We start from the raw sequence: 22,469 nt of genomic DNA, 5'->3' as shown, positions 1-22,469 counted from the left end.
AAAGTATATACTTTGGATATACTTTGAAAGCGGTGTTTTATGCTGACCAAATTGCAGAAATGGGGAAACAGTCAAGGGCTGCGTCTTTCCAAAGAAATCTTATCCAGCCTGCACTTGGATGTGGGAGATGAAGTCGAAGTTTCAGTTGAACAAGGACGGATTGTGATTGAACCTGTAACGCAGATTCGGGGCAAATACAGTTTAAAGGCACTGGTGCGGGAAATTCCCGCCAATTACCAGGTTCAGGAAGAAAATTGGGGGCAAGCAGCAGGGAAAGAGGTCTGGTAATGGCTGATATCCCGCAAAAAGGCGATTTTATTTATCTGACCTTTGATCCTCAAGCGGGCCATGAGCAAAGGGGACGACGTCCGGCTCTGGTCGTCAGCAATACCTTGTTTAACAAGCACACAGGCCTGGCCTTGGTTTGCCCCATTACCAACACTTTTCGGAATTTTCCCTTTCATGTGGCTATTCCTGCCGATACAGGGCTGACAGGATATATTATGGTCGAACAAGTCAAATCTGTTGATTACAAAATACGTGAGGCGAAACGAATTAAACGTGCCCCGCTTGCGGTTTTAAACGAAGTCTTAGCCCTGTTGGATGCCTGCTTGTATTAGCGACACCACATCCACCCCAGACACGCCGCCACCAAGCTCAACCAGACGACCCGCCAAATCTGCAAAAGCAAGAGGCTGACAGCGCAGATCCCCAGGCTGGGCAGTTCGGTTCTTGCCTTTGCCCCGCATGATTGAAGATTTAGAACAAGCCCTGGAAAGACAACAGCGAATCAAACCCTATCCGGATCTCAAAATCGAACGCTGGCCTGTCTGGAAATCGTTAAAGGTTCGACCGGCCAGCAGCGATACACCACCGTTTTCTCGGTAATGCCTTTGAGATTGGCCTCACGCCGTTCCCATTGAAAATGAGCCTGTTGCAGCAAAGGTTTTGCAAGGTCTATCATGCTCTCACTGAGCCACAGCTCCCCGGCTTCTGCCAAGCCCTGAACCCGTGCCGCGAGATTGACCGTTTGGCCAAAATAATCCAGACGGTCATTGGCATTGACAGCCAGTACAGGCCCTTGATGCAAGCCCAGTTTTAAACCCAAGGTCATGCCCTCTGGCGAATTTTCGTGCTGCAAGGACTGAATCCGAGCCAACATCTCAAGGGCAGCTAAAATACCGTCCTGAGGCCGCGAAAACGTGGCCATGATCGCATCTCCCATGGTTTTGACCACTGAACCCGCATGCTGACGCGTGCTCTCCGTCAGAGCATGAAAATGTCGCTGCACCCACTGATAAGCCTGATAGTCGCCTTTTTGTTCGTACATCGCAGTAGAGCCTTTGAGGTCGCTAAAAAGAACGGTTTGACTGCCAATTTTCAAATGCAAATCAGGATCCAAAGCCTGAATTTTAAACAAATCACGAAATGACTGGGTATTGAGCAGCATTTGCGCGGTCAAAAAAGGCCGATAAGCATTGGGATGTTCACTCAAAATCTGATGAAATTTCTCAAAATCTGCAGTCCAAAGCGTGAGCACCCGCGCCACGGATTCATGGTTCTTAATCCAAAAATGAGTATGCCCGGCAGAAAGAATTTGTTCTGAAGGAGAGAAACCGCTGGCAACCAAATCACTCTGAAGCGCTGAGAGAGAAGGGGTCGGGCTATCTGCATCAGCTACTCGCAAGACAAGCTGTGAGTGTGACTGCAAATTGATCAAACGCCACTGGGTTTGTGGCTGGGTTTCCAATTGTAATTCCAATTGCTGATCAGGCTCTAAAACGCGGAAGCCCTTAAAATGCCTTTGAATATAATCTTGGAGAACTTCAGAGCGCTGCAAATAGGCCGAAAAATAATAGCGCAGGTAATTTTCAAAACTTGAAAAAGGTGAAGTCTCTTGGCTGAAATCCCCCATGGCCGAATTCAAGTGAAAAGCCACTTCGATATGCTGGGCCAGATCCAATTCAATTTCCATGACACAGGTTGTGCATTGGATACTGCCTTTTTTTAAGGCATTGAGGCTGTCTGAGGTATATTCAATACCGCCACAACCAGGGCAAATCGGAGTCCAGAAAAAATCAAAGATCCCAATTTTTACGGCGTAAATCAGAATATCCAGCAGTGCCAATAATTCAAAATCGTGATTTTTTGCCAGCTCCAGAGGATTTAAACGGTGCAAATCCCAAGCATCCAACTGAGGCAAAAGAGCCTCAAGACGCTCAATCAACGCATGATTGAGACCTTCAAATTGTTTGAGTGTCTGAAATTTTTGTTTGAGGGCAATAGGATCAAGCATCAAAGTTTTTTCTAGCCTGTATTTTTGTGGTGCAACTGCGAGACCGCGAAGAAACAAATGTCAACTGAATGACAGAATAGCAATCAGGGCTACACCTATACTCAAATTAACACTTCTCTTGGAGTAATAACATGTTTGCCAAAAAATTTTTCTCTCAGGCCTTTTTTAAACAGCCCGCCAAAACCGAGCAAGTACTGAATCTCAAACCTGATGAACTGGTTTTGTACAAGTTTGATGCCTGCCCTTTTTGCCGCCGTGTCATGGCCGTGATTGAAGAACATCAATGGCCCGTGGTCTACCGAGATACCCGTGAGAATCCCCAGTATCGACAAAAACTGATTGAACTCACCGGAAAAACCCAAGTCCCCTGCCTGCTGGTTGATGGCCAGCCGATGCTAGAATCCAAAGAGATTATTCAGTATCTGCAGACTGTTTTTAACTCCTATCATGAAAAAAAAGCGTAAGGCAGCAAAGCCAAGCGCAATCGGCTCAGATTTAAGCTCCTGTCGTTCAATCACGTGACTTGAGTGAAGATTGTTCCGAATCCATTTGATTTTTAGCTGCACTGTAAGTTGCCACACAAAAAGGCACACAAAAATTCAATAAAATATGCCACCAAGAAACGGTCTGACCGGCAAATATGGCTGGCCCTTGATTGATCAGATTCAAGACAAAACCCACCACCAAGGCAATTTTAAGAGAATTGATAAGAATTTTGGTATGAATAGTCACCATCAACCATCTGAAGCTCACAATTACCCCATAAATCGCAATAATAATCTTGCTATTTTTGCCCGTGAATCCAGATGTTTTAAATCATCCCGACAGATAAATAAAAAAGGCCGACGAGCATCAATGAGTTCCCGCTCTTGACTCTCTGCACTCACAATCAGGGGTTCTGAATAAAAATCCTGGACAGCTTCTTGAATCAATGAACGAGCTTGAGCCACACCCAATAAACCAGCGAAGATTGTAGGAATTGCGTATTTATATAAGCCCGCAAAAACCTCCCTGGCACTTTCTTGAATAGTCGCAGAGACTGCAGTAGAGATAATCACTGCAGAACTATTCTCGACCTGAATAGATAATTCGCTAAAAGACCTCAAGGGCTCAATAAAGTATCCTTCTTCTAAAAGAAATTGACTCATTTCTTGAACAAGAAAGGGGTGAGGGCGGGCCAATAATATTTTTTTCATTTTTCAACCTCAGTACAAAAAATTAGAACCTAAAAACCTGTCCAGAATAAAACCAACTCCTACGAATTCAATCAGACTGCCTTCAAAATAACAAAGAGAAAAAATCTCATGATTGAAAGTCCAGAATCAGCGTTTGAGCCAAAGCCAAAGCCTTCAAAACCTGAGGATCCTGTGCTGGAATGCCTGCAAAATAGCCGCATTTTTGAAAGATGCCCACAGTACGAATTAAAATTTCAGCCCCGGCATGAATACGCTTGGCTTCATAGTCATTTTCCTGCCAAAGCTGAGGACAGGTTGTTTCAATGCGCTTCCAGTAATGCATAGAAAATACCTGCCAGAAATGATCGATACAAACCTGAATCGCCGTACCCGCATGCGCCTCAGAAATCAGCCAGCAATGGGCCATAAAATGCCCCAGATCTTGAGCCGGTTGGCCCCAATGCACAAATTCCCAATCAAGCAGACGAATCCCCTGTTCAGTCATACAGATTGAAGCGGGCCAGAGATCACCCATGATCAGGCATTTTCCAGGTTTTAATAACTGCTCTCCCAAAGCATAAACAGCTTGCCGCAATTCTGTATAAACGCGATCTTCATACAGGTTTTGTGGCAGCCAGGCGGCCAAATCATACTGAACTCTCAGACGGGTTGCTTGAACCTCAAAATTGTAAAAATCCTCGGCCAAGCGTCTATGGGAAGAACTGTAAGCATGAAGATCCGCCAAAAATAGAGCCAATTCTTGTGCCCGATGTGCAATCCTTTCCAGACAGGGAATCTGCATCAACCAATGATATAAATCCGGGCCAGAGCCAATATCTTCCATCCAAAGCAGAGAATATTCAGGTTCAAAAGCCAATAATTGTGGAGCCCGAACAGTTTCTGTGCGCAATTCAACCAATGCCCCCATGGGCCCCAAGACCTCAAGGGCCCGAACTTCAAACCACAAACGGGTAGGAGACAAAGCCTGTTCAGGAAATGCTGCAAAAAAAGGCAGCGCCTGTTTGGCTATCCAGCTTTCCGATTCCCCTTGCAATCGCCAGACATAGTTCAGGTACCCGCCCTTTAAGGCCACAGGCGCAGATACAGGCTCAAATCCAGGCCGAAGACGCCTTAAATGTGCCTCTAGCTCCGAAGCAAGCAAGGGCTTTGTCTGAGAAAATACGGTCACGATCCTCCCCTTTGCCACTTTCACCAGATTTGAAAGAGTTGCTCGACGTTTATCCTCTTAAAACTCTAAAAAAAGGAGGCCCTCAACGACCTCCCCAGCTATGTTTCAGGGTCTGTTTATTGATTAAATCCGTAGATATAATCCTTGGCTTTGGCTTGAGAATGGCATGAAATACACATCTGAACCTTGCCCTTTTGCATGGCAGTTCCATCAGGGGCTGTCATCGCGTAATACCAATCCCCGTTGGCCGTATCATAGCCTTTGATTTTTTTCATGACGAAAAGCGCTTCTGTCGGTGATTCTGCTGACTTATGGGCCTCTTTCACAGCCGTTGCCCCATCGGGAAAAGGGTACGATTTGCTGTTATAAGCCTGGGTTGCTGCCGCATCCAGATGAGTTCTGACCAGCATCCCCTGGTGCGTTGGACTCACTTTCAAATCTGTATTGAGCGCGGCAAAAGAGGCATAACTCTTGGCCAGAGCCTTGAGGTCGGCATCACTTGGCTCCACAGGTTGTGTTGCTGGGGCATTCTTGCTGGGAGTGTTGGGCACTGAAGGTGTGCTGGGGGCTGTACAGGCCACAACAGTATAGAGCAAAACACTGGCTGCCAACAGGGTCGAAAATAGTTTCATGAAATTCTCCTTGTGATTTAAATGGAATAAGTTTATTTGACAATGCCATAATTCTGAACTTTGTCTGAAGTTAAATTAAAATGTAACTCCAAATAATCTGGAACCTTGGCAATTGCCCCGCCGGGGCCCACTTCGGGCGGCTGAATTCCAAACGCGGTAAAACGAGTACGAATCGTGCCGTAGACCTCAATGGAACCGCCATTTTTACGGATTTTTACAATCGCAGCGAGAGGAAACGAGCGTCCTCCCACAGCCAGTCGGCCTTTTACAGTGCCTTGACCCTTTGCCAAGAGAGCTTCCCACTGAGCTTTGGAAAAAGCTTGGGTCGTAAAGAGCAGATTGGGCTGGACGGAGGCCTTTAAAATTTTCAGGACTTCTTTGTCACGATCGGCCTCCTGACTGTTAAATGAGTTGATGGGAATTGAGACCGTGGCCGAGTATTTCTCTCCTGCTGCGGATTTGGCGGTTACAGAGACCTGACATGAGACGCCGACCACCTCATGCTGAGAAACCAAAGCCAAAGTTTTCGTGGTTCGCCAAGCAACACAATGAGACCCCTGCTGTAAAACTTGACGACTGGGCAAACTGGTTGCAAAGACCGCCGAAACAAGGGAAAAGAATAAAAATGGAGCAATCACACTGGTTTTCAACACAAAATAAGTCCTTCGTTTGATGGTAAATCTTCGTTTGAGCATAAAAGACTTTTTCGCAAAATTCTGTCAGCTGGTTGACAAATTATCTGAACCAAAGATGAAGTTCTTTTTTTTGCGTTCCGGCTGCCAAAAGCCATTGATCTGACTCAGAAAATCCTGCCAGATTGGTACTTAAAGGACTGCCCAAGTTAAGTTGAAGTTGCTCTTTAAAACCTTGAGAATTGCGCTGGAGAACACCCAAACTGCGCATCTCCTGGTGCGGCAGAATCAGCTCAGGGAAGTGATCTCCATTGAGATCAAACATTACAAACATATCGAGATTTCGCGACCCAATACGATGCGTTGAATAGCCCTTTAAAGAAACTGTTTTTACCAACTTTCCCTGACTTAACTTATACAGCTCTAAAACACCGCCAATATGCGGAGTTTTGATCACTGCTATTTCAGCAGCTAAATCAGGCGCAAAATGAGCGACCCCCAAAAGATGAAGCCAACGAAAAGCGCTTCCGATTTCTGCACCGACAGCCAATTCAGCTCCATTTGCACTGTAGATACGCAGGAAGGAGCCCTTGTTCTTATCGCTGACTGTCATTATTATTTCAGCCCTATCAGATTCAGAAACCAACTCTGCTCTTAGGGGGCGTAGCGTTTCAAAAACCTCTGTTTCGGGCAAAACAATCTCGGCCTGCTTCTTTCCATTTTCAAGAGAATACATCCCCAATCCTGAGGCTTCCAGGCGATCCCCCAAAATACCATGCCCATAGCGTTCTGTTGGAGCTTCTAAGAGCAATAGATTTTCTTCGAAAAGAGTCAGCTCGGCATCCGGCAAACTCTCCTTGCTCAAAAAATAGCTCTGGCGCTGAGGAAATCGCTGTAAATAACCGGTATGGGGCTCCAGAGCGATCCCCCCTGATTCCCAAGGTAAATAGAGAAAGCCTTTTTGAACTTGAAAATCCACAGAGCGCATCAAAAGGGGCCAGGCACTGCTCTCAGGCGGCAAAACTGGCAGATTTTCAGGAACAGAACCTAAAACAATATTCCCATTTTTAAGCTGAAAAACTTCTAAATGACCTTGTTCTGAAATAATCCAGAAAAGAATACCCCCATCTGCTTGTTTTAAGTGGAGTATCCGTGCTGGAATATCTTGCAAAACCTGTACCAGATGATGACGCTCCAACAAAGCAAATGAATCAAGTTTTTGAGAAGGTGCAGCGTTATTGGTGGCCTCAGCAGGCAAGTGAGGCTGAGGCTCAATAACAGTGGAATACTGACAAGCACTCAACAACAGAAAAACAACAAGCCACAGAGATCTCATCATTGTAATTGCCAGGTCTGCAGAATTTCTTCTTGGGCGGGCACCCCATAGAGTACAATTTCACCAATCACAAGGCAAGGTAAGATTTTTACATGACGTTTTTTCATCAAAAGACGTGATTCAGCTCCTGAAGCCCAACGAAAACGAAAATCAGGGCAGGTGCTCTGAAGCGATTCAAGCTGCCGATTCAAAGCTGTCTTGCTCAAACAGAGCGCATCACAAATAGCAACCGCCTCTAGCATAAGAAATTCATCCTTTAGTACGAAATAAATACTATTTTAAAGGCCGTCATCAAAAAATAATGTCAGCTAGCTGATATTCAAAGGTTTAATAATACCTTTTACTGTTAAAATAATACCTTTTACTGTTAAACTGAACGCGGGTAGTTGAAAATTTATACAGAAAAAGAATGTAATGCATCCATATGGGAACCTCTGACACCATTAGCAAGCTTTGGTATCTCTCACAAATCAATCTCTTCTCTGCCATGGAACAAGACGAAATGAAGCAGATGGAAGAGATGACCCAAATGTGTACAACCCCCAAGAATGAACCTGTTTATCTGCCCGGCGACCCGGCGACATCCATTTACCTGCTCAAAAAAGGGAGGATTCGCATCTCTCGCTTGTCAGAAGAAGGCAAACAGATTATTCTTTCAATCCTCGAACCTGGCGATATCTTTGGAGAATTGGCCCTGATCGAAGAAGCTGGCGAACAGGACAGTATTGCTGAAGCAATGGAAGACAGTTTGCTTTGCCTGGTACGCAAAGAAGATTTTGAAAATTTTCTGGCCATGCATCCAGATCTGAATTTAAGGGTGACCAAATGGATGGGCCTGCGCTTGCGCCAGATCACCAATCAAATGGATGCCCTGGTATTTAAAAGCGCAGAACAGCGTTTATTGGAGCTTTTGCAGAGACTCAGTCAGGAATACCCCAAACCAGTCAAAGACGGAATGCTAATCAATCTCACGCTGACCCATCAGGAGTTGGGCGAGTTAACCAATATCGCCCGCCCTACCGTCACTGAGTTATTAAAAAAGCTTGAAAACAAAGGCTTGATTCGCTTTGAGAAACGCCGGGTTGTGGTGCTCAATCCGCAATTGAGCGAACGCTGATCAGCTTCAAGTCTGAAGCATCCAATTCCACAGTGTATTTCTGAACCTGCTCTGCCAAGGCCACTTCTGCACTGACCTGAATCACCCGCTGATTCAGCTTGGCCTGCCATTTCTCCCAGGGCAGGGCCACAGATGTCTGGGTCTTTTGCTGAAGTGCCGACTGGGCAGCAAGCCGCACATCATTGCCCCCAATGCTGCGATAGCCTGGGAATTCAGACAGAAGCTCAGACTTTTGCGTTTTATAAAACTCAGAAACAGAACGAGAATCACTTAAAATACCGTCAAAACGGGGATAGCCCAAATAAACGAACTGGGCATCTTCATGCAGAATCAACCACTGACCGACCAAGGCCTTGCGGGGCCGATTTTCCATGCGCAGGGCAAAGAAACCAGAAACAGGAAGCACCTTGGCCTGTTCAAGCAAAGCGGGCTCTGAAATTTTTTCAACGGGCAGCCCCTGACGCGCCCAACAGGACGTCAAAGCCAAAAACAAGGCTCCCAACCCTAAAATGCGCTTCCCTTTTTTAAACGAAAATTTTGGCATTTTCAAACTCCGTTTCTTCGCCTTTCATTTTAGCAGACTTCCAAGAGAAAACCTTTGAAAACAAGCAAAACCAGCACTTTAGTCAGACCTCACTGAACCCATCTTCACTTCTGAAGGGTTAACAAGTTAAGAGAAAACATAGATAACCATAAAGTACAGTTAAATCATGGATAAAACAGGCAATCTTCATGCTGCTTGAGGGGATAGTTAAAGTATCAAATCCCAAGTGTAAGGACGTAGAGAAAAATGCCAGCGATTCAAGGTCAACCCAATCTTCCCGTACAGCCCCAAGTCAGTGCTCCCAAACAGACCCATCTCGACAAAATTGTAGATACCGTTCATGAAAACACCAAAGAAGGCACCTTTATTGGCGACAATATGGCCCTTGTGGGTGCTGGCACCCTGGTAGGTGGAGCCGCCACGATCTCAGGAGCCGTCAAACTCGCAGATAAATTTCCTGCGGTAGAAAAAGCCCTCGAATTCACCTTTGTTAAAAACGGCCTCTTGGTCGGCGGCGCTGCCAGCCTGGGCACAGCCGCCCTGCTCGGCGAAGATGCTGTCGCCAGCTTTCAAGAAGGTTCCCATGGCAAAGCAGCAGCCGAAGCTGCTGGCGCTCTGGTCACAGGTTTGGGTGGAGCCGAACTCGTAGGCCGTCAGTACAATATTCCCGTCATGAAACAGGCCCTTTCTACTCCACTTGAAAAAGCCTATGCCCACAAAGAAGCCATTGCCGGTGCTGCGATTGCCACCGGGGGCGCTCTGCTGCTGAAAGATGGCGTTGAAAATCTCAAAGATGGCAATTCTGTCATGGGCGGCATTGAATTGACCGGTGGCTCTCTGGCCGTTTTGGGAAGCGCCGAATTGGTCGGCCGTCGCTACAATATTCCTGTCATGAAAGAGGCCCTTTCCACCCCTGCTGAATGGGTCGGTAAAAATGTAAAAGCCGTCACCGGCGCAGCAGCCGTTACGGGCGGTGCAGCAGCCCTTGTCAAAGGCGCAAAAGACCTGAGCGAAGGTAAAAAGCTTCAGGGCGGCGCTGAAATTGCTGGGGGTGTCGTGGGCACCCTGGGAGGCGCAGAACTGATTGGCCGCCAATACAATATTCCCGTCATGAAAGAAGCCCTGACCGGTACCGCCAAAGCCCTGTTTACCTCCAAAGGCGGCATTATCGTCTCAGGGGGCGCAGTGGCAGCCAGTGGCTTGGCCGCAGGTGCTGACGGTGTACGCCGTTTGACCACCCAAAAAGGAATTATCAATGACGCGGTAGGTGTTGCCGAAGTCACCGCTGGCGTAGCGGGTGCAACCGGGGGCGCTTCACTGATTGGCTTGGCCACTCAAAATGAAAAACTAATCAAAGCCTTCCCTGAAAATCTTCCCATTCTGGGTGGAACCGCTCTGATCGCCACCTCTGCCGCCTTGGGCAAATATACCGCAGAAGATATCAAAGCCAATGGATTTGAAATCACCCACGTGGCAACCGGCACGGCTGCTGCTCTTACCGCCATGGGAGGCACCCAACTGATCGCCGATAAACTGGGCGTGCCCATGCTGGATAAAGCCTTCGACAAAGGCTGGAAACCTGTTGCAGCAGTGGGCTTGGGTGCCACCGCCTATAAATTGGGTGAACTGACCCTCGAACAGGCCGATCAAATGCTTGAAAAGCCCGGCCTGGGCAGAGGCCTGATCACCGCTGGCGCAGCCACCGCTACCGTACTGACAGGGGCTGGCGCTGTGGCTGTCACCGGCAATGTGCTGGGAATCCCCGTGCTTGAAAACGCAGGCATGAAAGTTCTGAATGGCACCAAAACTGGCGTGGTAAAAACCGCTGAATTTGTAAGCGATAAAGCCATCAAACCCGTCTTTGAATTCGCCGTCAAACATCCTGGCGTCACACTCGGCGCTCTGGCCGTAGCTGGTGGTGTAGGCTATTACGCTTACAACAAAAACAAAGGCGAATAGCCACGGCTTGAAATGAAAGCAAGTTTACGCAAGGCCGGTCTGAAGGAAGCCTTCTTTCAGACCGGCCCCGTACGTCTGCATTATGTCTTTTCTGAATCCTCACACCCTCCCCTTTTGCTTTTTCCAGGGCAAAGTGTCTCTTGGGAATCCTATCAGCGGGTTTTACCCGGATTGGCAAAGCATTTTCAAGTCTTTGCCCTCGATGTGCATGGGCATGGACAAACTTCTTGGAATCCCGAACGCTATGATTTCAACAGTATTGGCCAGGATATGGCTGCATTTCTGCGTGAGCGGGTGGGCCGCCCAGCTTTTCTGACAGGCAACTCTTCGGGCGGATTGATCGCACTTTGGCTCGCGGCCCATGAACCCGACTGGGTTTTGGGAGTGATTCCTGAAGACCCCCCGTTGTTCAGTGCTGAATGGCCCCGCTTACGCGACAGTTGTTTCGTCTATTCAATCTTTGAACGCTGCCATCACTACCTGAAAGACACACAAAACCGCGACCTTGCCGGTTTTTTTGCAGGGCTGGAAGTTCCGGTTCAAGGCCGCATAACCCCTCTCAAATTGCCACCGGCCCTCAGTTTCATGTTGGTGAAAATGCTTCAGTTCTTACAGGCCCGTCACCCTCACCAAGCGATCGAACTTCCCGCGTTTTTTCCCGCCACCCTTCAGGTCTTTGTCAAAGGGCTGTCTGAATATGATCCGGCCTTCAGCGCGGCTTTTTTAGAGGGCCAGGCCTGTCGCAATTTTGACCATGCGCAAACCCTTGCCCAAATCCAATGCCCCGTTCTGCTGCTGCACGCCCATTGGTTTGAACACCCCCAATGGGGCTTGGTCGGTGCCATGAACGCAGAGGATGTGCAACGTACCCGCCAAGCCCTGAAGGTGCCGTTTCAATACCTCGCCATGCAAACCGAGCATATGAGCCATTTGACCCGACCGCAGGAGTTTATCCGTGCGATTTTAAATTTCACGCGCAGGCTCGAATGACTTAAGCCTTCAGCCAACGGCGATATTGTTGGGTCTCTATTTCAACCCCCAGAGCATGTTGAAGCATAAACAGCCCAAAAAAAGTACGGTTGGCGTATAAAAAGTGCTGAGAGCCCCTTCCCCCTGTAAGTTTGCGCAGGCGAGAATCCCTTGCAAAACGTTCCCCCAAGGCATTGATCGTGGCAAAAAATTCAGCATTGCTGAAATCAAACCGTTCCTGATGAAAGGGGCGGGCAATCAATTCGGCCAACTCTCTGAAAGCAGCTGTCAAATAATTTCTGTCATCCTGGCTGTCAGTGGGTCGCAAAAGCTCCAAACGCTCAAGGCAGGCTTGCATACGTGCGGGATCAGCCAGGGATTCGGGGGAAGACAATTCAAAATAGGGAAGATAAAAAGCTTCAGGAATCTGTTTGATACAGCCAAAATCAATCGCAACCAAATCTCCCTGCGCCACCAAAAAATTGCCTGGGTGCGGATCAGCATGCATATAGCGCAGCTGATGCACCTGATAGAGATACCAATCCCAAAGCGTCTGCGCCACCTGGGTGCGTTCTGCTAAGGCGGGGCTTCGTTCGGCAAAACGCGAAAGAGGTTCTCCTTCGATCCAGTCCATGGTCAGAATCCGAGGGCTGGAATATTCGGGATAATAGGCGGGAAAGCGCAAACCCGGAAGGTGAGCGCAATCCTTTGCCATTTGTTGGCTCTGGCGCAACTCGAGCGTATAATCTGTTTCTTCTAAAAGTTTGGAGCGTACCTCTTGAAAATAATGCTCGACATCTTCAGCGTTGAGATTAAACATTCGCAGCGCAATGGGTTTCACGATCGCCAGATCAGATGAGATACTCTCAGCCACACCGGGGTACTGTAATTTAACAGCCAAATCCCGCCCTTCTTTGCTGCGGGCCTTGTGCACCTGACCAATACTGGCAGCAGCCACTGACTCGGCCTCAAAATGGGCAAAGATTTCTTCTGGGGGGCACCCCAGATATTGACGGAAAGTTTTGCGCACCAGGGGAGCCGAAAGCGGGGGAACCTGAAACTGGGCCAAGGAAAAAGTGTCGATATAGGCCTGGGGCAGCAGATTTTTTTCCATGCTCAAAAGTTGAGCCGCTTTGAGCGCGCTGCCTTTCAAGCTTTTAAGGCTCTTGAAGATTTCTTCGGCATTGGCCTGATCCAGACTGCTGCGATCGAGATCGGGATTGAGTAGTTTTTCGCCATAATGCTTGAGATAATTCCCCCCCACTTTCACGCCCGTGCCCACCAATTTCGAGGCTCGCTGAATTTTTCCGGTCGGAATTTTGTCAATCGACTTCATTGCTTGCGCCTTTCAGGGGTCAGTTCTTCAAGCCAGAAACGGAGTAAATCTGGGGTATGACGCCAATTTAAATGGTTCAGAACCTCAAAATCTGCAGCTACAGTTTTCTCGATTAAAACATCGGTTCGCTCTTTTTCTGAAGAGCGATCATAGAGCCAAAAACCCAAGATACTCAGAAACTGAAGCCAGGCGGATTCGCTCAGCACCTGTGCCTGCATGTTTTTGAAGGGCTCAGGCAAGAACAAAAGGTCACTCAAAAGCTCAGCAAAATGGCTGAGAAAAGCCTGCCGGAAAGGCTTCAGTTTCGGAATATTCTGAAGTGGGCTCCATCCCTTTTGCAGACTAAGCAAAACATAATCACGGTTGGCACTCAGAAGTTCAAACAGAGTATAGTAAAACGCCAGCACACGCTCTTGCGTGCCATACTCGGCATAGGCCGCATCCTCAGCCAAGAGGCGCAGTGTTTCTTCAAAAAAGAAGTGATAAATCGCAGCTTCAATTTCAAGCACAGAAGCAAACTTAGCTTTCAAAGCTTCAGGGGCATAGCCTTGCGCCTGCGCAAAACTGTTCAGCGAAACGGGCAAAGCCCCCGCTTGCTCAGAGGCACTGACAAAATCATCAAGTATCTGGCGAGTCTGAAGTTTAGCCATGAAACCTCCTGGGCTGACCCCTCTATTGTAAAACATGCCTCAACAAAAAAGCGTTGAAGTTACATAAAGATAACCAAGCAATTTGTGTTTTGCAAATCTGAGATTTTGTATAAATAATATAAATAAATATTCATTTATTATTAATTTTTAGCTTGTAAACGATGATTCATTTTATTTTTTTAGAAGTTTTTAGATAGACTTTTGAAAGGCGAGATCATGTTTAGAAGCGTGTCACACGAGGTGCAAACCACCATCGACATAGAGGGTTTGGCCTGTCAGATAAGGATGATCGATCAAAACTTGTAAGGCTTGGGTAATCTCTGAAACAGAGCCGGTTCGCTCCAGCGGAATTTGAGAGCGCAGGCTCGCCGCATTGTCGGGATTTCCTTCCACAGGGGGCAGGATATAACCCGGTGCAATCGCGTTGACACGTATAGCGGGCCCCAAAGCACGGGCTGCCAATTGGGTAAAATCTGAAAGATTTTGTTTGGAAAGGCTGTAGGCGAAATAATCCGGGCGGGGCGCCTGGGCATCGGTCATATTCACCACCAACCCCGTGCCACAGGTTTGGGCAAAAGCCTGGGTCAGAAAAAAAGGTGTTTTAACATGCAGGGCATAGAATTGTTCAAATTGTTCAGGGCGGGTCGCTAAAAAATCCAGGGGATAATAAACAGAAGCACTGTTCACGAGCAGATTTAAGTCTGGAAATTCAGCCTGCGCTTTTGCAAACATCGACAGCGCTTGCTGAGTATCGCTGAGATCGGCCTGAAGCACCCACCCCCGACGGGCAAAGCTTTCAATCACAGGTAAAAGCGCTTCGGCTTCAGCACGGGAATGGTGACAGTGCAGAATCACATCATACCCTTGAGAAGCCAAGTGCAAAGCAATGGCTTTGCCCAGACGGCGGGCAGCCCCAGTGACCAATGCAGCAGGATGACCCATGGGCTAATTGACGTAAAGCGTCTTGCGGGAAAGCCGCAGCAGAATATGGCCAATATCCAGAATCAGCACCACACTGCCATCGCCCATAATCGTCGCCCCCGCAATCAAATCCACCTCGTCGAAAAACTCGCCCAAAGATTTGATCACGACTTCTTCTTGTCCCAAAAGTTGATCCACCAGCAGGCCCATGCGTTGTTCGCCCACGCCCACAATAATCACATATCGTTTTTGCCCGGTATTGGGCAGATCGGGATAGCCCAGAATTTGATTGAGGGGCACCAGGGAAACAAAGCGATCGCGCAGGTGAATGACCTGTTTCTGATCAATATTGAAAATCTCAGAGGGTTGAACCACCAGGGTTTCCACCACATTATTGAGGGGAATGGCATAGGTAAAATGTTGAACCTTGACCAGCAGGGCCGGCACAATCGCCATCGTCAGAGGCAATTGAATCCGAAAGGTGCTGCCCTCGCCCACCCGGCTGTCGATTTCAATCAAGCCATCGAGCTTCATAATATTTTCTTTGACCACATTCATGCCCACGCCACGGCCTGAAATATTTGAAATGGTTTCAGCGGTACTAAAACCGGGGGCAAAAATAAAATCAAGCATTTCCGATTCGCTCAGGCGCAGACTGTCCTCTGAGTTGGCAAGGCCCTTTTCAACAGCTTTCTTAAAGATTTTATGCGGGTCCATGCCCTTGCCGTCATCTTTGATCTCAATCACGATATAGTTGCCTTCAGAATAGGCAGACAAAAAGACTCTTCCTTCAGGATCTTTTCCCGCTTTGCGGCGCTCATCAGGGGTTTCCAGGCCATGATCCACTGCATTGCGAATAATATGCACCAGCGGATCGCCAATATGTTCGATTACGGATTTATCCAATTCCGTATCTTCACCCTCCATCACCAGATTGACCTGTTTTTTGGTATCACGGGCCAAGTCTCGCACCATACGGGGCACGCGGCTGAATACCTTGCGAATCGGCAACATGCGGGTCTTCATGACCGCTTCCTGAAACTGACCGGTAATAAAACTGATCAAACTGGTGGTCAGCATCAGAGATTCAGTCAATTCGTTTTCTGAAAAGCGCTCTTCAAACAAACTGGAAAACTGTTGCAGACGATTTTTGGCAATCACCAGCTCACCGGCCAGGTTCATCAAGGCATCCAGGCGTTCAACATCGACACGAATCGTCGACTCTTCGGGATCTTTTTTCTTGGCAGGAGGGGCCGCCGGAGCGGGCGCTTTGGGTTTGGGGGCAGCTGGGGCCGGAGTCTCAGCCTTGGCCGGAACAGGGGGCGGCGCAGGGGCCGCGACGGGTTCGGGCTTGGTTTCAAGCACGGGCGTGACAGGAGCAGCGGGGGCAACCGATTCCCCCGTCAAATGCAGTTGAAGCCGTGCCACCATCGGTTCAATATCCACAAGGGCTTCGTTCTGCAAATGCTTCATCAGGTTTTTCATCAAATCAACGGATTCAAGAATCACATCAATCACTTCAGGGGTCGCCCGCTTATCGCCACTGCGCAGCTTGTCCAGAAGGTTTTCAAGCTGGTGAGTAAAACGCATGAGTTTATCAAAGCCCAAAAACGAAGCATTGCCCTTAATCGTGTGAACAGGCCTAAAAATCTGATTGAGTAAATCCAGATTGTCTGGGGTTTGTTCGAGATTCAATAAATCCTGATCCAAAGCTTCGATCAGCTCGCCTGACTCCACAATAAAGTCTTCGATGATTTCATCCATATCATCGTTGCCAGCCGGGGGAGGCGGGGGAGCCTCAGGTGCAGGAGCAGGCGCAGAAAGCTCCCCTTTGAGGCATTTTTCCAATTTTTGCAGCGTGGTCTCAATATCCACAACGGATTCATCGCGCAGATTGTCCATCAAGGCTTTCATAATATCGACAGATTCCAAGATCAAATCCATGATCTCTGGATTCATGGTCATTTCACCACTGCGCAACTTATCCAAGACATTTTCAGTTTGGTGGGTAAAACGCGTCAATTTTGCGAAGCCTAAAAAAGAGGCATTGCCTTTGATCGTGTGTGCCGCGCGAAAAATTCGGTTCAGCAATTCCAAATCATCAGGCGCCTGTTCCAGCGCAATCAGATCCTGATCCAATTGCTGCAGAAACTCTCCTGCCTCAACGATAAAATCCGCGATTATCTCCTCGTCTTCAATGATAAAACCAGGAGGAACGTCATCCGCTTCGGAAGACATGCAAAACCCCTCAGAAAAAGTTTATTTATTCAGCCCTTATTTGACGCGTTCGCTGGGAATGGAAATATTCTTTTCACGGGCCAGCAAATAGACCTCGTTTTTCCATTCTTCAATCTCACGAAAAGCCGTATCCAGCTCTGAACGCGCGATCGGCACCTGATGAGAATCCCGTTTCATCAGCGTTTTACGGTAGGCATTGACCAGGTCCAGGGCTTTTTCAACCCGCTGAATGCCTTCTTTGTTCAGTTCTTGAACCTGCGTTGTTTTGGGTTTGGTATCTTTCAAACCCTTGAGGTATTTTTCCAATTGCAGGGTCACTTTGCTTTTGATAATCGAAACCTGTTTTTTTTCGGTATCGCCCTTGACGGACAGATACTGGCTTTGAGCTGCACGGCGATTGGTTTCGAGATTAAACAGATCCTGTTGAACATATTGGCTCAAATCTTTGACAACAGGGTCACCAGAACACCCTATCAGCAATAAACCACTCAATCCCATAAACAGAAGTTTCTTTATCATGATCCCTGCCTCTGTCTCCAGATAATGCTTCATTATACACGATCAAATCAGGATCTCCTGCAAGGCTTCACCCAGCTCATCATTCCAGGCAATCCCCAACTCAGCCAGTGTTTCTGGGCATTGATTGCGAATTTTTTCTGAGAAACCAGGCGTCAAAAGACTCTCCCGCAAAAGCTCAGCAACAGAGGCCTCTAAACTTCGGCTCTGGGGCAATTGTTCAAGCAAAGCCTGACATTCCAATTGCAGCTCTGTTTCAGGGTTTAAAGCCAAGGCCTGCCCCAAGGCATAACGCGCAAGCAGGGGCATTTGCCAACGGCTGTAAGCAATACCCAAACGGAACCAATGGCCAGGATTTTCGGCCTGCGCCGCCAAACTTCGCTTTAAGAGCCGAATCGCGGGCACCCAGTGTTCAAGCTGCATGACCGCCAAAAGATGCAAATCAAAAATTTCAGCATCTTCAGAAAAAACCTGCATCAGATGGTAACTCAGATACTCGCAGTTTTTATAATCCCCCTGCAGGTAAAGGCTTTTGGCAAGATCGACCAAAACATCCCGACTCTCTGGCTGGATATTCTGCACACAGAGTTCCAATAATAAAAAGCGCAAATCAAAGGCTTCTCGTTGGGCAGCAGCCAAAGCCACTTCTTCAAGCAGACGCAAACTAAAACCTTCTCTAAATCCCATTCGGGCCAGCTGATACACCCGCTCAAAGGCTTTTTGCCCATTGGCTAGAAAGACGAGGTCAATATACGCAGGCAGATAGGCGGGCTCTTTTTCCAGCGCCTGATACAAGGGCAAAAGCCCTTCCTCGACCCGGCCTTCGGCCCAAAGATAGCGGCTGAGTTGGTGGTAAACAGCCGCAGAAACAGAATGGTTCGCAATCAGTTTCTGCAAAACCTGAATGGCTTGATGGGCTTGTTTTAAATGAAAATAGGCTTGGGCCTGCCAGGCAGCCAGCTGAATTTCCGGGTGAATCTCCCAGAAAATTTCCGCCTGGGCCGAAAGTATCTGATGCAGAGCCAAATTTAAATCCTGCCAAGGCAAAGTCTCAGCAAGAGAGGGCTGCACTGGCAAGAGAGTTTGAAGTTGCGCGATGGTTTCCAAGGCGTCTTTCCAGCGTTCCTGTTCCAGCAAAAGAGGAACTTGACGGTAGGTTTTTAACCAATCCTGAAAAGCGTCAAGGCTCTGCATGGGCCTCCGGTTTTTTCCAGGAACTGGCAGCACACTGACCGGGCCCCGAAAAAATTTTTACGCTAATCGCCTCAAGCCCCCAATCGCTTAATTCCTGGGGATTGGCAATCAATTTCTCAAGAAAGAGGCGCGAAAACTCTTCAACTGTCGCGTTTTCAATCGGCAGGAGCAAAACATCTCTGCGCAGAAAGGGAATCCGCTCCGTATCAAAATGCGCGAAAATCAAGTCGTCTGTTTCTTCTATTCTGAGATAGGGCGATTGGCTCGGCAGAAGAACGACCTCGTTCCACTCCCGGCAAAGCCCTTCAATCCTTCGCTTGTACAGAGCATAATCAAAACACATGCCATTTTCGAGAATACAGGCCTCAATCGTGACATGCACCGTGAAATTGTGGCCGTGCAAATTTTCACGTTCCTGGGCCGAAAAAATCGTAAAATGACCCGCCGAAAACTTCATGTTTTCTTTGAACAATTCAAGGGTCACTGTGCGCATTAACCCAAATCTCCTTCAAGCGGACGCACCAGAATTTCTTCAACCACGGTGCGGGGGCTGAGACCATAGGTTTCCCAAACCACGGTGGCAATATCCTCAGCGGGAATAAAGCGTTCGGGAGGTAAATCCACGCCCTCCCAAGAAGCGGTTAAGGTCGCTCCTGGCAAAACTGAGATCACGCGAATTTGATGCGCTTTCATTTCTTCGCGCAAAATCTTTGAAAAACCCAATAAGGCGAATTTTGAGATGCAATAGGAGCCTCCATTGGGATAAGCGGTAATACTGGCCGTACTGCAGATATTAAAAATCGTTCCGCTGCGCTGGGCAATCATAGGGGGAAGTACGCGCTTGGTCAGGTAATAAATACTGTTGAGGTTCAACTGCATTTGGTATTCAAAGATCTGATCTTCTTCGCTATGCATTTGACCGGGCATAAACCGCCCCACATTATTGACCAAAACATCCAGAGGCCCCCACTCTTGATTGAGACGCTCTGCCAAATCCAGCACAGCTTCTTTTGAGGACATATCACAAAGATAGGTTTTCATTTCGGGCGATTGAGCCTTCAAAGCCTCCAAACTGGAAGAACTGCTGGCAGACACAGCAACTTGAAAGCCTTCAGCCAGAAAACGTTGGGCAATGGCCAAACCAATGCCTTTACTGCCTCCGGAAACAAACACACGTTTGGGTAATGACATCTTGAATCGATCCCTTCACGGTCAGACTGTTTACTACTATACCGCAGGGGCGAACCTGAACCACAGCCTCTGAAAAACGCAAACCCTCTTCAAGATCTTCCTACGAAAAAAACAGGACCCAAGCGCGACAGGCAAAACCTGTTACGCTTGGGTGAAAGAGGGCTAAAAAACGGAGATCAGTTCAATACTTCTTTTGGCAAAGTCGCAACCACGATCCCCTGAATTTGAAAATCTTCAGTAAGCACAATGGGTTGGTGACCACGGTTGGAAGAACGTGGCTTGAGAATAATGGTATTGCGGCTGCGATGGAACTCTTTGACTGTGGCTTCGGTATCAATCAAGGCCACCACCAAGTCGCCATTGTCGGCAGTGGTCTGCTGACGAATCAAAACCAAATCATGGTCATAGATCTGACATTCATTCATCGAATCGCCATTGACCTTGAGCAGAAAATACTGGTGCGGAGGCTTGGCCATTTTCGTGGAAACCGGAATCACGGCTTCAATATTTTCATCCGCCAAAATCGGTGAACCACAGGCCACGGTACCCACCAAAGGCACATTGACCGTTTGGGCGTGGTCCTGATTCAACTCAGGCTCAGCTAAAAGCTGCAGCCCACCATCGGCCTTGCGGCGCAGCAAGCCCTTTTCAATCAAGCGATCGATCAAAACAGCGGCAGAACGCGGTGAGCGATAGCCTAAATCAATCATCAATTCTCGCACTGAGGGCGGGCGTCCCCGCTTAATCAAGGAATTGCGAATCTCACGAAACGCTTCTAATTCGCGGTCATTCATCTGGGTATTACTCATGGTGAGTTTGTGTATACGATCACGTATACCCTCCTGTCCTGTTTTTCTGACTGTGTACCTACAGATCTGAATTCTGTGGCAGATGCACATACATCTATGTATACCATAATAAGCATAAGAATACAGGAAAGTCAAATATTTCCACGATTATATAGACCTTCTCAAAATTCTCTTGACAGAATCAGATACAATCCGTATACTAATGTATAAGAGTGATGGTTAGAAACACCGCATAAGAAAAATGCCTTAATCAAATGATTCTGGTGTGTTTTTCGAGCCACATTCCCATAAAATCCTGTAAACAATTGTTTAACAGGTAAATTGAATCCATTAATGATTCAGTTCTGCTTCCGCTCACTATTCAATTCAAGGGTGAATCCTGATTTCAGGGTTCACTTTTTTTTCTCTTTATTTTGAATTCAAGTGAATGATGCTGCCCACACTTTGTTTAGACCTTTAAAGTATTGTATGGGAACTATTCTTTAGAGCGCTCAACGCTTTTATTTTTGGCATACATCGGCCCCAGTTTGGTGCTGAGAAAAACATTACTCGCTTTGTCTAGTCTGTTTGACGGGCGTTATAGACCCCCATCTAGCGTCCGAAACGTTTCGCAGTATGCCCCCAACCATTTCTATCTAAAAAAAAAGACCAGCAAAAGCTGGTCCAGGGAAAAATCACTCAAGCATTCAACTAAGGAGCAGGAGGAGGTGGAGGCTGTGTGCCACTACCAGGAGGGGGTGGCGGGCAGGAACCATCCGCAGGCAGGGGAGGGGGTGGCATGAAATATTGAGGATACGCTTGAGAGAGCTCAACCATGCGGTTGTGAATCGTCAGAAAACTCTCGTTCTGCAAATCACGCAGTTCCTGTGCCAAAGCTGGATTTTCAGCTTCGATCCGGTTCATTATATCGGGAGGAGGCAGCGGGGGCTTTGCACACGTTTCGTAGGAACCTGCGGGCGGGGGCTGCGTGCCATCACCAGGAGGAGGGGGCGGAGGTTGCGTTCCATCACCAGGAGGAGGGGGCGGAGGCTGTGTACCCCCGAGTTGAACATAGCCACCTTCAGGCGTGATCTCTTCAGTTTGAATCACCGTTGCGCCATCCTGAATCGCGACTGAAACCCCCAAATCACCTGTATTGGTTACCTGCTGAGTCACGGTTGAATCTCCCAACTGAATCGCCAAACTGACCTGAGCAGCCGTCCCAGCCGTAATTTGCACATTATTGGCCAAGGCTGTGCCCAAAATTTCACCCTTGGCATCCAGGGCTTCAGCTAAAACTTGCAGCACCCCCTGGGGAATATCCCGCAAAAGATGTCCTCCCTGGCCAAAGGGAATATTCAGAACCATGGCCTGTCCATTGTTAATTTTATCAATCGGCGTGCCACTGAGGCTCAGGCGCAGGGTGTGAATATCTGAGGCCACGGCTTTGATAGAAAAACCTGCGCTGCTGTTTTTCCAGTTGATTTGCAGATTGCCTGCCGCAAGCGGAGTTCCTGTCGCATTGAGTATATTGGTATAGCTTTGCCCCAAACTTTGATTTGCAGATTGAATTTGTCCACATCCACTCAAAGTTACGATTAATGAAAAAGATACAGGCATAATCAGCGATAAATATTTGTTTTTATTTCTCATAAGAAACTCCTCTTAGATTTCGTTCTTGATAATTTAATTAAATCATCTCGAAATTGAGCTTCTTTGAAAAAATTGAAAAATGAAAAAAATTTTTCAAAGCAGGTAAAAATCTTTGCATTGAAATCCACAAAAC

The 22,469-nt window shown here is 47.7% G+C and carries 25 protein-coding genes; 6 read left to right on the top strand and 19 right to left on the bottom strand.

Features of this window, described 5'->3' with window-relative positions; genetic code table 11:
- The first annotated feature begins 39 nt into the window (after window positions 1-39).
- The gene (locus tag COW20_21090; protein PIW45196.1) at window positions 40-288 is read left to right on the top strand and encodes a transcriptional regulator/antitoxin, MazE; all 249 of its coding nucleotides are present in this window, start codon (window positions 40-42) and stop codon (window positions 286-288) included.
- A complete protein-coding gene (locus tag COW20_21085; protein PIW45195.1) occupies window positions 288-620 on the top strand; it encodes an mRNA-degrading endonuclease in 333 nt (110 codons plus the stop codon). The genes COW20_21090 and COW20_21085 overlap by 1 nt, the downstream gene beginning before the upstream one ends.
- 188 nt (window positions 621-808) lie before the next feature.
- Here the strand turns inward: COW20_21085 and COW20_21080 are convergent, their stop codons facing one another.
- Window positions 809-2,296: an adenylate/guanylate cyclase domain-containing protein gene (locus COW20_21080; GenBank protein PIW45194.1), complete on the bottom strand. Its 1,488-nt coding sequence runs from the start codon at window positions 2,294-2,296 to the stop codon at window positions 809-811.
- A 131-nt stretch (window positions 2,297-2,427) separates the two neighbouring features.
- Between COW20_21080 and COW20_21075 the strand changes: the two genes are divergently transcribed.
- Window positions 2,428-2,760: a glutaredoxin gene (locus tag COW20_21075; GenBank protein PIW45193.1), complete on the top strand. Its 333-nt coding sequence runs from the start codon at window positions 2,428-2,430 to the stop codon at window positions 2,758-2,760.
- A gap of 46 nt (window positions 2,761-2,806) precedes the next feature.
- Here the strand turns inward: COW20_21075 and COW20_21070 are convergent, their stop codons facing one another.
- The 7 genes from COW20_21070 to COW20_21040 form a co-directional block, all read right to left on the bottom strand.
- Window positions 2,807-3,031 carry a hypothetical protein gene (locus COW20_21070; GenBank protein ID PIW45192.1) on the bottom strand — a complete coding sequence of 75 codons (225 nt, stop codon included), beginning with the start codon at window positions 3,029-3,031 and terminating at the stop codon, window positions 2,807-2,809.
- Window positions 3,032-3,051: 20 nt separating this feature from the next.
- Window positions 3,052-3,492: a hypothetical protein gene (locus COW20_21065; GenBank protein ID PIW45191.1), complete on the bottom strand. Its 441-nt coding sequence runs from the start codon at window positions 3,490-3,492 to the stop codon at window positions 3,052-3,054.
- Between the two features lie 106 nt (window positions 3,493-3,598).
- Window positions 3,599-4,687: a hypothetical protein gene (locus COW20_21060; GenBank protein ID PIW45190.1), complete on the bottom strand. Its 1,089-nt coding sequence runs from the start codon at window positions 4,685-4,687 to the stop codon at window positions 3,599-3,601.
- Window positions 4,688-4,776: 89 nt separating this feature from the next.
- Window positions 4,777-5,292, bottom strand: a complete 516-nt coding sequence (locus COW20_21055) for a hypothetical protein (protein PIW45189.1) — start codon at window positions 5,290-5,292, stop codon at window positions 4,777-4,779.
- A gap of 32 nt (window positions 5,293-5,324) precedes the next feature.
- Entirely contained in the window at window positions 5,325-5,987 is a 663-nt protein-coding gene (locus COW20_21050) for a hypothetical protein (protein PIW45188.1), read from the bottom strand.
- Window positions 5,988-6,027: 40 nt separating this feature from the next.
- Window positions 6,028-7,260 (bottom strand): hypothetical protein, encoded by a 1,233-nt coding sequence (locus tag COW20_21045; GenBank protein PIW45187.1) that lies wholly within the window; start codon window positions 7,258-7,260, stop codon window positions 6,028-6,030.
- The gene (locus COW20_21040) at window positions 7,260-7,502 is read right to left on the bottom strand and encodes a hypothetical protein (GenBank protein PIW45186.1); all 243 of its coding nucleotides are present in this window, start codon (window positions 7,500-7,502) and stop codon (window positions 7,260-7,262) included. The genes COW20_21045 and COW20_21040 overlap by 1 nt, the downstream gene beginning before the upstream one ends.
- A 182-nt stretch (window positions 7,503-7,684) precedes the next feature.
- On the opposite strand from COW20_21040, the gene COW20_21035 reads away from it, so the two are divergent.
- Window positions 7,685-8,377, top strand: a complete 693-nt coding sequence (locus COW20_21035) for a hypothetical protein (protein PIW45185.1) — start codon at window positions 7,685-7,687, stop codon at window positions 8,375-8,377.
- Here the strand turns inward: COW20_21035 and COW20_21030 are convergent.
- Entirely contained in the window at window positions 8,352-8,921 is a 570-nt protein-coding gene (locus COW20_21030) for a hypothetical protein (protein PIW45184.1), read from the bottom strand. The two genes, COW20_21035 and COW20_21030, sit on opposite strands and share 26 nt — an antisense overlap.
- Window positions 8,922-9,167: 246 nt before the next feature.
- Here COW20_21030 and COW20_21025 point away from each other — a divergent pair, with 246 nt between their 5' ends.
- Together COW20_21025 and COW20_21020 are read left to right on the top strand one after the other, a co-directional pair.
- A complete protein-coding gene (locus tag COW20_21025) occupies window positions 9,168-10,880 on the top strand; it encodes a hypothetical protein (protein ID PIW45183.1) in 1,713 nt (570 codons plus the stop codon).
- Between the two features lie 12 nt (window positions 10,881-10,892).
- Window positions 10,893-11,870, top strand: a complete 978-nt coding sequence (locus COW20_21020) for an alpha/beta hydrolase (protein PIW45182.1) — start codon at window positions 10,893-10,895, stop codon at window positions 11,868-11,870.
- A gap of 1 nt (window position 11,871) precedes the next feature.
- Here COW20_21020 and COW20_21015 read toward each other — a convergent pair whose 3' ends face one another.
- From COW20_21015 to COW20_20970, 10 genes are all read right to left on the bottom strand, one after another.
- Entirely contained in the window at window positions 11,872-13,185 is a 1,314-nt protein-coding gene (locus COW20_21015) for an ABC transporter (GenBank protein ID PIW45181.1), read from the bottom strand.
- Window positions 13,182-13,835, bottom strand: a complete 654-nt coding sequence (locus tag COW20_21010) for a hypothetical protein (GenBank protein ID PIW45180.1) — start codon at window positions 13,833-13,835, stop codon at window positions 13,182-13,184. The genes COW20_21015 and COW20_21010 overlap by 4 nt, the downstream gene beginning before the upstream one ends.
- A 231-nt stretch (window positions 13,836-14,066) precedes the next feature.
- Complete coding sequence (locus COW20_21005; GenBank protein ID PIW45179.1) at window positions 14,067-14,777, bottom strand: hypothetical protein; 711 nt, start codon at window positions 14,775-14,777, stop codon at window positions 14,067-14,069.
- A 3-nt stretch (window positions 14,778-14,780) separates the two neighbouring features.
- Window positions 14,781-16,994 (bottom strand): chemotaxis protein CheA, encoded by a 2,214-nt coding sequence (locus tag COW20_21000; protein ID PIW45178.1) that lies wholly within the window; start codon window positions 16,992-16,994, stop codon window positions 14,781-14,783.
- 36 nt (window positions 16,995-17,030) lie between these two features.
- Window positions 17,031-17,546 (bottom strand): hypothetical protein, encoded by a 516-nt coding sequence (locus COW20_20995; GenBank protein PIW45177.1) that lies wholly within the window; start codon window positions 17,544-17,546, stop codon window positions 17,031-17,033.
- Window positions 17,547-17,555: 9 nt separating this feature from the next.
- The gene (locus tag COW20_20990) at window positions 17,556-18,704 is read right to left on the bottom strand and encodes a hypothetical protein (protein PIW45176.1); all 1,149 of its coding nucleotides are present in this window, start codon (window positions 18,702-18,704) and stop codon (window positions 17,556-17,558) included.
- Entirely contained in the window at window positions 18,691-19,197 is a 507-nt protein-coding gene (locus tag COW20_20985) for a folate biosynthesis protein (protein PIW45175.1), read from the bottom strand. Before COW20_20985 ends, COW20_20990 begins: the two co-directional genes overlap by 14 nt.
- A complete protein-coding gene (locus tag COW20_20980) occupies window positions 19,197-19,895 on the bottom strand; it encodes a short-chain dehydrogenase (GenBank protein PIW45174.1) in 699 nt (232 codons plus the stop codon). The genes COW20_20985 and COW20_20980 overlap by 1 nt, the downstream gene beginning before the upstream one ends.
- Window positions 19,896-20,071: 176 nt before the next feature.
- The gene (gene lexA, locus COW20_20975) at window positions 20,072-20,704 is read right to left on the bottom strand and encodes a repressor LexA (protein ID PIW45173.1); all 633 of its coding nucleotides are present in this window, start codon (window positions 20,702-20,704) and stop codon (window positions 20,072-20,074) included.
- A gap of 690 nt (window positions 20,705-21,394) precedes the next feature.
- Complete coding sequence (locus COW20_20970; protein ID PIW45172.1) at window positions 21,395-22,336, bottom strand: hypothetical protein; 942 nt, start codon at window positions 22,334-22,336, stop codon at window positions 21,395-21,397.
- Between the last annotated feature and the right edge of the window lie 133 nt (window positions 22,337-22,469).

It is taken from the genome of bacterium (Candidatus Blackallbacteria) CG13_big_fil_rev_8_21_14_2_50_49_14, from assembly GCA_002783405.1.
In the GTDB taxonomy this organism is placed as follows: Bacteria; Cyanobacteriota; Sericytochromatia; order UBA7694; family UBA7694.
The sequence above is the reverse complement of the archived record's forward strand: the minus strand, read 5'-3'. Positions and strand labels throughout refer to the sequence as shown.